Annotated in this window: 11 protein-coding genes and 1 pseudogene; 7 read left to right on the top strand and 5 right to left on the bottom strand. The window is 61.6% G+C overall.

From position 1 onward, the window contains the following. The first annotated feature begins 6 nt into the window (after positions 1-6). Genes mdcC through GGD67_RS26170 form a run of 6 tightly spaced genes read left to right on the top strand, consistent with a single transcriptional unit; the run spans position 7 to position 4364 of the window. The gene (mdcC, locus tag GGD67_RS26195; protein ID WP_179736864.1) at positions 7-324 is read left to right on the top strand and encodes a malonate decarboxylase acyl carrier protein; all 318 of its coding nucleotides are present in this window, start codon (positions 7-9) and stop codon (positions 322-324) included. Next, on the top strand, positions 321-1235 hold the full coding sequence (locus GGD67_RS26190; protein ID WP_179736862.1) for a biotin-independent malonate decarboxylase subunit beta: 915 nt from the start codon (positions 321-323) through the stop codon (positions 1233-1235). The genes mdcC and GGD67_RS26190 overlap by 4 nt, the downstream gene beginning before the upstream one ends. Then, entirely contained in the window at positions 1222-1959 is a 738-nt protein-coding gene (mdcE, locus tag GGD67_RS26185) for a biotin-independent malonate decarboxylase subunit gamma (RefSeq protein WP_179736860.1), read from the top strand. The genes GGD67_RS26190 and mdcE overlap by 14 nt, the downstream gene beginning before the upstream one ends. After that, positions 1952-2599, top strand: coding sequence for a malonate decarboxylase holo-[acyl-carrier-protein] synthase (gene mdcG, locus GGD67_RS26180; protein WP_179736858.1), 648 nt, complete (start codon positions 1952-1954; stop codon positions 2597-2599). The genes mdcE and mdcG overlap by 8 nt, the downstream gene beginning before the upstream one ends. Continuing rightward, complete coding sequence (gene mdcB, locus GGD67_RS26175) at positions 2596-3444, top strand: triphosphoribosyl-dephospho-CoA synthase MdcB (protein WP_179736856.1); 849 nt, start codon at positions 2596-2598, stop codon at positions 3442-3444. The genes mdcG and mdcB overlap by 4 nt, the downstream gene beginning before the upstream one ends. Beyond that, positions 3444-4364, top strand: a complete 921-nt coding sequence (locus GGD67_RS26170; RefSeq protein ID WP_179736854.1) for an acyltransferase domain-containing protein — start codon at positions 3444-3446, stop codon at positions 4362-4364. The genes mdcB and GGD67_RS26170 overlap by 1 nt, the downstream gene beginning before the upstream one ends. 488 nt (positions 4365-4852) lie before the next feature. Here GGD67_RS26170 and GGD67_RS39105 read toward each other — a convergent pair whose 3' ends face one another. Then, positions 4853-5359: an alpha/beta fold hydrolase gene (locus tag GGD67_RS39105; protein WP_210286644.1), complete on the bottom strand. Its 507-nt coding sequence runs from the start codon at positions 5357-5359 to the stop codon at positions 4853-4855. 145 nt (positions 5360-5504) lie between these two features. Between GGD67_RS39105 and GGD67_RS39975 the strand changes: the two genes are divergently transcribed. Then, a complete protein-coding gene (locus GGD67_RS39975) occupies positions 5505-5927 on the top strand; it encodes a phospholipase D-like domain-containing protein (protein ID WP_179736852.1) in 423 nt (140 codons plus the stop codon). A 588-nt stretch (positions 5928-6515) separates the two neighbouring features. On the opposite strand, the gene GGD67_RS26155 is transcribed toward GGD67_RS39975, so the two are convergent. The 4 genes and pseudogenes from GGD67_RS26155 to GGD67_RS26140 form a co-directional block, all read right to left on the bottom strand. Beyond that, positions 6516-6722 (bottom strand): hypothetical protein, encoded by a 207-nt coding sequence (locus GGD67_RS26155; RefSeq protein WP_246783437.1) that lies wholly within the window; start codon positions 6720-6722, stop codon positions 6516-6518. 40 nt (positions 6723-6762) lie between these two features. Further along, positions 6763-9230 (bottom strand): annotated as a pseudogene (locus GGD67_RS26150) (S8 family peptidase). Positions 9231-9247: 17 nt separating this feature from the next. Beyond that, a complete protein-coding gene (locus GGD67_RS26145) occupies positions 9248-10234 on the bottom strand; it encodes an AAA family ATPase (RefSeq protein WP_179737167.1) in 987 nt (328 codons plus the stop codon). A 367-nt stretch (positions 10235-10601) separates the two neighbouring features. Then, entirely contained in the window at positions 10602-11348 is a 747-nt protein-coding gene (locus GGD67_RS26140; RefSeq protein ID WP_179736850.1) for a hypothetical protein, read from the bottom strand. Positions 11349-11587 lie beyond the last annotated feature (239 nt).

Below are 11587 nucleotides of genomic sequence, written 5' to 3'. Positions count from 1 at the left end.
TTTTGCGTGGAAAAGCTCAGCTTCAGACTGACTGCAACCCAATCCGCCGGCGGCACTCGCGCGCAGGCGATCGTCGGCGTCGTCGCCTCCGGCAATCTCGAAGTGCTGCTGGAACGCAGCGTCCCGGCCGACACCTGCACGATCAACATCGCCACCGCCGCCCACGGCTTCGGCGCGGTCTGGGACGCCGTGGTCCGCGACTTCGTCGCCCGCCGTTCTGCCGGGGGCTTGCGCATCTCCATCAATGACGGCGGCGCCCGGCCGGACACGGTCGCGCTGCGACTTGCCCAGGGCGTCCGCAAGATCGAGGAGCCGGAACGATGACAGCGGTCACAGCCAATGATGTGTCGCTGAGCTGGTACGAGGCGAGCGCCCGGCAGCGCATCGACGCGCTGGTCGATGCCGGCAGCTTCTCCGAATTCATCGGCCCCGAGTTGCGCGAGATCAGCCCGCACCTGGCGATCTTCGACCTGCCGGAGCAGTTCGATGACGGCATCGTCGTCGGACGTGGCCGCCTCGACGGCGCGCCCGTGCTCGTCGCCGCGCAGGAGGGACGCTTCATGGGCGGTGCCTTCGGCGAAGTCCACGGCGCAAAGCTCACCGGACTGCTGCGCGCGGCCCGCGCGCTCAAGCAGGATGTGGTGATCCTGTTCGACACCGGCGGCGTGCGGCTTCAGGAAGCCAATGCCGGCGAGCTCGCGATCGCCGAGATCATGCGCGCGGTGATCGAGGCGCGGCGCGCGGGCGTCAACGTCGTCGGCCTGATCGGCGGACGCGCCGGCTGCTATGGCGGCGGCAGCCTGATCGCCGGCACCTGCTCGCGCATGGTCATCTCCGAACAGGGGCGACTCAGCGTCAGCGGCCCCGAGGTGATCGAGACCAACAAGGGCATCGAGGAATTCGACTCGCGCGACCGCGCGCTGGTCTGGCGCACCATGGGCGGCAAGCATCGCTATTTGATCGGCGGGGCCGACGTTTTCGTCGACGACGAGCCGCTGGCGTTCCGCGAGGCCGCGATCGCGGCGCTGAAGGCCGGCAGAGGATGCGACGTGACAGTGCTCGAGGCCGAGAAGGCGCGCCTCGAGCGGCGGCTGCAGCGTTTCGGCGAGGCCGAGGACGCCGTCGAGATCTGGCAGACGCTCGGCATCGACGATCCGACCGATGTTCCCGCACGTCCGACCGGCGCGTTTCTTCGCGCGGCCAACAACAGGGAGAACGCCGATGACGCTCGATGACATCCTGGCCGGCCTGTTTCCGAACGGTGCCAAGATCGAGACGACCGGCGCGATGATCGCGGGACAGGCGACGCTGCCCGACGGCGGGTCGATCCACGTGCTCGGCGTCACGCAGGGACAGCCGCTCGGCGTCGACGAAGCCATCGCGCTCGCAGGGCGCGTGATCAAGATCGTCAAGTCAGGGGATCGGGCTCCGATCCTGTTCCTGGTCGATTCCGCCAGCCAGCGCATGAGCAAGCGCGACGAGCTGCTCGGCCTCAGCGAATATCTGTCGCATCTCGCCAAGACGCTGCTGCTGGCGGAAGCCGAGGGACATCGCACCGTCGGCCTGCTCTACGGCGGCAGCGCGGCCGGCGCGTTCATCGCCACCGCGCTTGCGACCGGCACGCTGGTGGCGCTGCCCGGCGCGCATCCCGCGGTGATGGACCTGCCGTCGATGGCCCGGGTCACCAAGCTTCCGATCGACGTTCTCAAGGCCAAGGCAGAGACCACACCGGTGTTCGCGCCCGGGCTCGACAACATGGTGAAGACCGGCGGTGTCCACGCCGTCTGGGACGAAGCTGCGCCGCTGGCGCCGCAGCTTGCCGCCGTGCTGCGGCGGCCGCACGGACAGGATGATCGCGGCCGGCTCGGCGCTGAGCGCGGCGGACGGCGGAAGGCCGCCGAGCTCGCCGAACGCGTTGCACGCGCCGCGGCCTCGCATCAGGAGGCGCGACATGGCTGAAGCCCTCGCGCGCCACAGCATGGTGAAGACCTCCGTGGCGGGATGGAGCGCGGTGATGAACCGCTATCCGGAACTTGCCAGCGAGCCAATCGTCGCGGGCTGGGCGCATGCGGGACGTCCCCTCGTCGTCCGTCGGCCCGCTTGCAGCGATACCGCAGGCCTCGTTCCGCTCGGACTGCCGCTGCCGCCAAGCCACGGCAAGCGGCGCATCACGATCTCGCTCGCCGCAGCCGATATCGTCGCGTCCGCGCCGCCGCCTTTGCTGGCCGACGCCGCGACAGCAGCGCCCGCTTCCTGGCGCGCGACGATCGAGAAGCTCGTCCGGCTTCTGCCGGAGACCCGCACCTATGGCAGCCTGGCCTGGCAGCACCTCACCGGCCTGCCTTATCTTTCCGACAGCTCGGATCTCGATCTGCTCTGGCAGCCGTCGTCGGTGAAGCAAGCCGAAACTCTGTTGTCCGACATCGCGCGGATCGCAAAGCAAGCGCCGATGCGGCTCGATGGCGAAATCGTCGGTTCGGCGGGCGGAGTTCAATGGCGCGAACTGACCGGCACTGACGCGGACGAAGTCCTCGTGAAGGGGCCAGCAGGCGTCACCACGACAACGCGCGCGGCCTTCCTCGAAGGTCTCCTGTCATGACCCCAGCGCTCAAATGGCAATCACGGCCGGAACTCGCGCTTGATGCGGCGCAGCTCGGCGATCTTGCGTCGCTCTGTCTGAAGCTCGAAGTCGAGACCTATCCGAAGCCGGGGCTCGTCAGCCATGTCGATAACGGCGCGCATCGCGACATGGACGCCGCGCTGCTCTGCCTGAGCGCCGAGACCCTGATGCCGTTCTTCAGCGAGCTCGCCGCCGCGGGCGCCGAGGGCGCGGGCATGAACCGGCTGCGCGCGATCGGCGTTGCCGCGGAGCGCGCGATGCTGGCGGCAACGTGTGGCGTGAACACGCACCGCGGTGCGATCTTCGGGCTGGGTCTGCTCTGCGCCGCGGCCGGCTACCGGAACGCTGTCGGCATCCGCAAGTCGCTCGGCCGGCTGGTGTCGGAGCGTTGGGGCGACGACATCCTGTCGGGCCCGGTCTCGCTGCGCAGCCATGGCGCCGTGGCCGGGCGGCGCTACGGCGCCGGCGGCGCCAGGGCTGAGGCTGCCGACGGCTTTCCGTCGGTGTATGATATCGCCCTGCCCGCGCTGCATGCAGCGCGCAAGCTTGCACCCCATGACGAGGAAGCCGTGCGCGTTGAGACCTGCATGAGACTGATCGCCGAGGTCACCGACACCAACCTGCTGCATCGTGGCCGGCCCGAGGGACTGCGCTTCGCGCAAGAGAGCGCCGCGAGCTTCCTCGCGGCCGGCGGCGTCGGGTCGCCGGATTGGCGCCGGCGCACGGCCAACATTCACCAGGCGTTCGTTGCCCGCAATCTCAGTCCCGGCGGTTCCGCGGACCTGCTCGCGATGGCGCTCTTCGTCGAACGACTAGAAGTCTGATGCTGGCCCTGCTCTGCGGCGGACAAGGTACGCTCTCGGACAGGATTTTCGATCTTGTCGCGGAGCAGCCCGCCGCCGAGCCGGTCTTCGCCGCGGCCACCGCCCTTCTCGGCGCGGATCCGCGGCAATTTGTCAGGACGCGAGGCGCGGACAAACTCTCCGCCAATCATTCCAGCCAGATCCTGACCGTCACATCGACGCTCGCGATCCACGCCTGTATCGCCGACCTGCTGACTGCTGAGACTGCCGTCACGGGCTATAGCGTGGGCGAGATGGCGGCCTGGAGCGTTGCGGGAGTCTGGACGGCCGACGAAGCCTTGCGACTGACCGATCTTCGCGCCCGATTGATGGACGGCGTGGCAGGACCTGACGGGCGGCTCGGCTATGTCCGCGGGCTCGATCGGACCACCCTTGAATCTTTGCTTGAGCAGCATCGCTGCGCGATCGCGATCAGAAACCCGGACCTTCTCTTCGTAATCGGCGGCGCGGAGCAAGATGTCGTCAATCTCTGCCAGGAGGCGCCAGCACAAGGCGCCGCGCGCGCAGGTCTTCTCACCGTCAGGATCGCCTCGCACACGTCACAACTAGAGGCGGCCTGTGAGCCCCTGCAACACGCGCTCGCAGCAAGTTCGCGCGCGCCCATCACGTCTCAGCGGATCCTCCTCGCCGGAGATGGCGGCGCGCGCATCTTCTCCGCATTGGATGCGACCGCAAAACTCGCTGGCCAGGTCGCACGCCCGATCGACTGGGCGGCGACGCTGGAGGCGCTTATGGAGCAAGGCGTCGATCGCGTGCTGGACCTCGGTCCAGGACACGCACTGGCCGAAATGATGCAGGGCGCCTTTCCCTCGATCCGCTGCTACGCCACCGGCGGCTTTCATTCGATCGGCGGGTTGCAACGTTGGATTGCATCCAGGTGAATCATTGCGTCTCGTGCTAGTCCTTGCGATGCCGTGATGTCCCCCCTTCTCGCACAGCTTTGGGCTCCTCCCATACGACAGCGCTGGGCCTTGCGCGCAAACTGGGGCGAAGCTCACGGAGGTCCTGGAGGACGCGGGACGCAACGCTTGCCTTAGAATCTACGGCGAATAGCACCGCCATCTCAGGTCACGCCCATGTCCGACAAGAATATAGTGATGCTTTTGCCGCGCTACCGGGGTTCTCAAGCTGAAGAGCGTAATGCCCCTCGACGTCCACCACATGTGCATTTTGCCAGAATCGCGCGACTTCATCGGCCTGTTCGCGCGTGAGCGCGCCACCCAGACTGGCACGCAAGATCAGGACAGGGCATTCCACGCGGGAGGCATAGGGGCGCATATTATAACTCAAATGCGCGAGTCCCTGCGCGACCCGGATCTTGTCAAACCGGGGGATCAATCGCCCATCATCCATATGCACGTAATTATGCTCAATTCGGTGATAGAGCGCCGTATCGGGATCGTGAGTGAACGGCTTTCTCGGTCGCATAGAACGCATAGGCCTCTTCCTTCGACCCAAACTCGTCAGGATAGTTTATTGTGCCGTACGCGCCCTCGAGGACGCTCCGCGCGCTGTCGCGGACACCGTAGAAATTGCTCAGATGAGGGCCCGCAATCAGCCCAAGGGCCGACACGTGCTGCGGATAGCGGGCCGCGAAAACTTGAGCGACACGCCCCGCTAGTGAATGCCCGACAAGAACCGCACGATCGATCTTCAATTCCTGCATGAACAGTGCGAGGTCCTCGACGTATTCCTGCGCCGAATAGTCGCCGTCGGCCTTGTCGGTCTGACCATGCCCGCGCTGATCAGGAGCGTAGATCCGAAACCGATCGCCAATGGCTTCCGCCATGAATTCCCAGATCCGACCATAGCCAAGCGAGGGGTGGAGAAAAATCAGAGTCGATGATCGCTGCCCCGGCCATTCGACCCGCGACATTAAGCACGCGCCACCAGATCTTCAGCAACTCTTCGAGCTGATCGACGGCGCCAAACAAGCCGTACTGTTTCTCGCCTTCCTTCCGTCGCGAAGCGGCGTCATCGAACAGTCGCGCGCAGCAGGCGAGACTAACCCTAACCTGCTTGTGGTCGGCGCCATTAGTGACCCAACCGCGATACCAGGCTATACCGCAAAAAGCAGTGACGATGGCGAAGAGGATGATGAAACGCCTGAAGAGGAAGCCGCGCGAAAGCCCTACGTTTATGACGAGCGGCACACGCATATTGTTAGGGCGTCGAATTTGGGGACCGGCACAGCGCTCGGTGATTTTGAAGAGGAAATCCTGAAGCTTGGAACCGCAATCGTCCACGACAAGATTATTGTGATCGACCCGCTGTCGGAAGATTGCGTTATCGCAACAGGCAGCCATAACCTCGGCTACAAAGCGTCCCACGAGAACGACGAAAACCTCGTCATCATTCGCGGCAACAAGGCGCTTGCACAGGCGTACGCGGTCCACATTCTCGATGTTTATCGATCACTACCGCTATCTTGCCTGGCAAGTTAAAAACAAGTTGGAAGGCAAGCCTGTTTTCAGCGGTCACATAGATACAGACGACAATTAGCTTGCGCGCTATGTGCACGGGCCTAAGGGAGACATCAGCCAGTATTTCCTCAACGGAATGGTCTAATCTGTTCTTAGCGAGGATGCTGATTGCACGCGCGATTCAGCGCTGACGGGCTACTTCGTCGGCTTAACTGAAGCGCGGACTTCCTTGTCAATGACGCAATCCGACCGTCGGCATTCCTCTTCGCTGCATTCGCTTCACCTCAGGGGAGCAGGCATCGAAACGCCGAACAGATCTCAAGGCCCGGCTGCTTGCGGTGACTGATAAGGCTTTCGTTAGACTGATAAGGATTCGCTGTTTTTCCTTATCAGTCTCCGAACTGACTCCGTTTCACCGATTACCTTATCAGTCGCCGACTGACTCCGTTTGCAGCCAAAGCTTATCAGCTAGCGAACTGGCTCTATTGCGGCTATTCCTCCTGAATTGTTACAGCGTAGCTGTGGAGAGTTGTTGCTATCGAGAGGATTCACCGCTCTAATATCGAGCTTAACCAGCTACGCTGGTCATCACCGAAGAAATGATGGCCGTCATGCTCCTCTCCTCACCGGTGCCTTCCACCGCATGAAGCGCCCCTCCAGAGCCTCGAGGACGGCATTGAACGCCAGCCCGTTGACTGTGATGCTCAAAATGCCGAAATACATCTGCGGGATCAGGAAGCTGTACTGGCTGTTGATGATGAGATAGCCGAGACCCGCTTTCGCACCGACCATCTCGGAGGCGACCAGTACCAACATTGCAGACGCGCTAGTGAGACGAGCCGCAGATAGATTCCGATCAAACTTGGATCGCGCTAGCAATGGCGACCGCATTCGCAACTGGCGTGAAGATATCCACATTCGACCCTGGCGCTCTGATCGTCACGATAAGCGCATACCGCGCAGTGCCATCGAACCGCTCCAGATAAGGCTTTTCCTTCCACCAGCCACCGACGGGGAAGACGCCAATGGCATCGCGCTCAGCGAGATCAGCAGCGCTTCCCGACCAAAAATCGGAATGAACGGATCCGTTGTCGCGAAACATACCGAGAAGCCAATCCTCGCCGCCGCTGGCAGGCGCCCCTTCCTCTTCATCCCGTGCCGCCTGATTGATGCGGCCTCGGAACTCGTCGACAGTCTCAGTCGCGGACTTCACACGGAAGCGAAGACCGTGCGAAGCGTACCGATGTCGTCTCGTCCACCCACGCTCCCCAGGATTGGGTTCGATGAAGTAGGACAAAGTCGCTCGTAGCTCTACCTGCGCGGCCCCAAGCGGGGCCAGTTGCTCCTTCGGCCAAGGCAGGCGATGGAGTTTCATGTCACGGGTCTTGGCAGCAGCTCCCCCTTCTCGCTGAAATGGATTGAGTTCATCTTCGACGATGAGCGTTAAATCGTTCACGGTCGAAAGGAGGGCCCGCCCAAGGTCTGGAACTCCATAGCCATAGCGGCGTACAAGCGCCTGTATTTGCCCCTTGGCACCGTTGCATGCGTTGATGCGAGCGCGCATCTGCGGGGTCCACTCGGCCGAATGCACGATCAAAGCCCTGACCGTTTCCGGCCAGAGGCCTGGGCGCGCCACCAAGATCAGCCCCGCCAGCCGTGCGGCGTGGGCGGTGGCCGCGCTTGTGTCGCCCAGAGTTGTAAAGTGGCGCAGCTCCGGGCGGAAATACGTCGTCAGGATCTGCAGGTCGTCGATCGGCTCGCCGGGGAGCGTACCGTCATGCGCGAGATTGCCTCCTTCGAACACGACGTCTGGTTTTACAGGCCACTGCCGGTCCCAGACGACAGAAGTCCTGCTGCGCGGCGAGAGCTCGCCGGCAGGCGCGATCGGCGCGTAGCGAGCGAAGTCAGGATCGATGATGTCCACTTTCTCGGTGTAGGCACCCACCGTCAGTGCATTCCACGCCTGCGCCGGATCATCGACCGCCTCTAGATCGTTGCGTGTGAGGTGATCAGCCGGCATCAGATCCTCGGCGAGATTTCCCGCCGACAGAATGATCAGGCGCCGCTGATCCTCTTCAAAACAAAGTTGGTCCACGGCCGCTGACCACGATGTCGGTCGGCCGCGCGCAGGATTTGCGCTGGTGACCGCCATGGCAATGGCTCGGCGGCGAGCTGGCGCCTGAATTTCGGCACGAGCAATTGCCTCTCCGGTGATCGCGCCATAGAGCTCGGGATCGTTCGCTTCGTCCTCGGGCGGCAAAATGCGAACGCTCTCGAGGCGGTAAGGCAAGGCAATTGGATCGTTTCCGACGAGGACGGGGACAAGGTCACCATAGAGCCCGACACCGGCCATCCGCGTCCCGTGACCTTGCCACACCGGGGTGTCGTCGCTGCCCCAGCCGGGCTTGATTGTGTGGCAATCTTCCACGGCAAGCGCAGGTTCGATCAAGGGGTGAGTTTGACGCACACCGCTGTCGAGAAAACAGACAGCGACATCATTGCCCGGCGGCGTCACGCGGTCGAGCAGTTCATCACTCCAATCGCGCTGCTCTGCTCCCCCAAGGCCCATGAAGAAAGATGGTGTATCCTTCGCGCGCCGCAACTCGGCCACAACGTCGCTGTGAGCCACGAGCCGGTCCAGCGTTGCTACGGTCGCGAGCGCAAGCATGACCTCTCGCTCGGGAAATTTAACCGCATGTGCGCGCAACGTAAGATTCAGCGCTTGGGCGATGCGCTCGAAATTCTCCCGACGACCTTTGCGCAGCCAAATCTCCCACCAGACCTGTTCATTCGGCTGCTGCGGAAAAAGCCCATCATCGTCGGTGTATAGCGAACGTGCCGTAGCCAGCCGTATTGTGTCAATCCGCGACACCAACGGCTCATTCCGCGGCCTTCCCTTCTTGGTATCAGAGTCGCGATAGGCCTCGACCTTTCGCAGATAGTAGTTCTCGGCCTGTTGCGGCACGAACACCGAAGCGCGTAGCGGCTCACCTTCTCTTACCGGTTCATGGACCGCGACAACCTCCATCTTTTGCCGTCGATCGGCCAATTGATCCAGGGCGATGCGCTCGCGCGCCGGCAGTTCGATATCGAGGTAAGACCCTGGAAGCCCTACGGCTAGGTTGAGATCGCGAGCGGCGATCTGTACTCGAGCCGCGTGAATGGCATGTCCGATAGCCTGGACCAACGCCGCGGCATGGCCTGCGCGATCGCGTTCAGGTACCGCGGGCGGTTCGATCTTCTGTTTGGGCCTCCGATACGGCTCTCTAACACCATTGCGCGAAGATGAATGTGGGGTCTATCCCGAGGAAAATCGTCTGCCATTACAACCTGTACTGTCGTTAATCAGACAGCGAGGCCCGCCGGCGTTCCATCAGCGCTTGAATGAGCGCCTCTGATGTTATCCGTTTCCCGCCCCGCAAGAGTATCGCTTTAGCCGCGTCGTCCGCAGCTCTCACAATTTCCGCCTGAGATAAATTATGCGCCTGCTCGACGGGCTGCCTCCAGGCGATGCCGCGCGTGTCAAAACGGTCGAGGCGCGCCTGCAGCAAGGCTTCAGTCAGGACCGAATCGGGCAACGCGTATTCAATGACATCGTCAAAGCGACGGAAGAGCGCCCTATCCAACAGCTCGGGATGGTTGGTTGCAGCGACGACGAGGCCGTAGCTTTCATCCTGCTCCAGGAATTGCAGGAAGGAGTTCAAGACACGGCGAATTTCGCCGACGTCCTGGCGCTCGCCACGCCGGGCGCCGATGGCGTCGAATTCGTCGAAAAAGTAGACCCCGCGTGTTGCCTGCATAGCGTCGAAGACGAGCCGTAGCTTTCCAGCCGTCTCGCCCATGAATTTCGTGATTAGGCCATCCAGGACGACGGTGAACAATGGGAGATGGAGCTCGCCGGCCAAGGCGGCCGCCGTCATCGTCTTGCCCGAGCCAGGCGGCCCCACCAGCAGCAGTTTGCGACGTGGTTTCAGACCGTGCTCACGCAGACTTTGCTGCTGCCGCTGCTCGCTCAGCACACGTTCAAGTCGTTGGCGCAATTCGTCCGGGAGAACCATGTCGGTCAGACGCAGGTCCGGATAACCGGCGTGCAGCAACCCGGCCAATTCGCCTTTCGGCTGAACCAGTGGAACCGGCCGTGCCGTCTTGGTCATTGCAGTGTCGGCTATCTTGGCCTGGTCAATCAGCTCTTTGAGTTCCTGCGCCAGCTTGCCATGTCCCTGCCGTGCCTCATGCGCGGCAAGCTGCATTGCGGTGGCGAGGAAACGCTCACCATCGCCGGCAATGTGGCTCTTCAGCAAACTGACAATATGGCGAGCGGTCGACATGGTCTTCAGTCTAATCCAATCAACGCCGGTCTGGTTGCGTTTGCCAGCGTTGTCCACCTTAACGTTTTGACAACTGATTGTATCCGGAATTCGTGTCTATTCCATTGCGATTCCTCAGAAGTCTCGACCCGCAGGCCGGTTTCTGTAGCATTTCCGGCAGCTCGCTGCCAACGGTGGGTATCTCGCTCCCTACTCTCCCGGTCCCGTTCCGCGGCGCTCCGAAATCGTGGGCGTACCGGGCTCGAACCCCTCCTAGAAATCAGCGGCTTTATCAATGGAATACCTGCAAACCGAGACGATGAAGGTCCTTTGATGCGATTGAGGTATTCCCGGGCGAGCAAACTGTTTCTTGGCTACCATCAGGCCATCATTTGACGATCACAGACGTCGTTTTCAGCGTTGGTGAATATGATCGTATCCAGTCGAGCGACACAAAATTGAACAGCGCAGCGAGCGCATAGAGTGCCAGTAGTGCCGGGAACACTCCATCGACGAAAAAGATACGAAAGCGATAGGTCCACGCAACACGGAGGCTGGACACCCGATGCCATAGCTCGTTTGCCTTGATACGCCACCAAAACGTTCTCGTAGTCTGGGCAATAAGATCGTCAATGTTCTCAAATAAGGCCGGATCGTCGGCTCGCACGAGCGTGCTGTAAGAGTTACCTTTAGTCTGAGAGATCTCAACCACAACCAATCTTGGTCGGCCTCCAAAAATTTGTGTCGGACGTACCGACTTCGTAACTTCTGGAGGCCCTGACATCGCCGTAGCTAGACTTTGGCCTGTCGCAAGAATGCCCTCAATCCGTTCAGCAACGATGTGATTGAGCTTCGAGTTATAGCGTGTAGGCGCCTCACGACTTTGTTTCGCGTGTTCTTGCTGGTGCTTCGTTACTTCGAGATTTCGAACGTCGATGTAGAAATAAAGTAGGAATGTAACGAAGAAATACAACAGCGCCCCAGCCAGTAGAAAGCCCAGCGCGCCCGGATCGAAGTTTATTGACAGACCGCCGAGGGGAATTTTCTCGACGGTTACATTGAATGCCTTGATCGTAATGATCGCGACCGACACCAGCAGCAAATTGCGCTTGGCGTCGCGGGTGGACTTCTCCAATGGGTCTGTGGCCATAACCCCAGGTAGCACGATTCCCCGACCACCAACTAGCCCATGGTCTTCCGCAGGAACGTGTTAAAGGCACTTGTACCCGGAAATAGTCTCCACGCCCGGACGGGAATGATTCTGCGGGACCACCGGCCGGAAATAGAACTGCCCACCGAATTATGTCATGGTTTGTGCGGGACCAGGGAGGGATGCCGTGACTATCAAGGAATTGAACATTGAAGAGCCTGAAC

Source organism: Bradyrhizobium sp. IAR9 (genome assembly GCF_013408065.1).
GTDB lineage: Bacteria > Pseudomonadota > Alphaproteobacteria > Rhizobiales > Xanthobacteraceae > Bradyrhizobium.
Note: the sequence above shows the minus strand (reverse complement) of the source record. Positions and strands in the feature narration are given on the sequence as shown.

Excerpts from the sequence above, each read along its gene's own strand:
- GGD67_RS26190 (WP_179736862.1), top strand. The coding sequence starts at position 321 with ATGACAGCGGTCACAGCCAATGATGTGTCGCTGAGCTGGTACGAGGCG.
- mdcE (WP_179736860.1), top strand. The coding sequence starts at position 1,222 with ATGACGCTCGATGACATCCTGGCCGGCCTGTTTCCGAACGGTGCCAAG.
- mdcG (WP_179736858.1), top strand. The coding sequence starts at position 1,952 with ATGGCTGAAGCCCTCGCGCGCCACAGCATGGTGAAGACCTCCGTGGCG.
- mdcB (WP_179736856.1), top strand. The coding sequence starts at position 2,596 with ATGACCCCAGCGCTCAAATGGCAATCACGGCCGGAACTCGCGCTTGAT.
- GGD67_RS26170 (WP_179736854.1), top strand. The coding sequence starts at position 3,444 with ATGCTGGCCCTGCTCTGCGGCGGACAAGGTACGCTCTCGGACAGGATT.
- GGD67_RS39105 (WP_210286644.1), bottom strand. The coding sequence starts at position 5,359 with ATGTCGCGGGTCGAATGGCCGGGGCAGCGATCATCGACTCTGATTTTT.
- GGD67_RS26155 (WP_246783437.1), bottom strand. The coding sequence starts at position 6,722 with ATGTTGGTACTGGTCGCCTCCGAGATGGTCGGTGCGAAAGCGGGTCTC.
- GGD67_RS26145 (WP_179737167.1), bottom strand. The coding sequence starts at position 10,234 with ATGTCGACCGCTCGCCATATTGTCAGTTTGCTGAAGAGCCACATTGCC.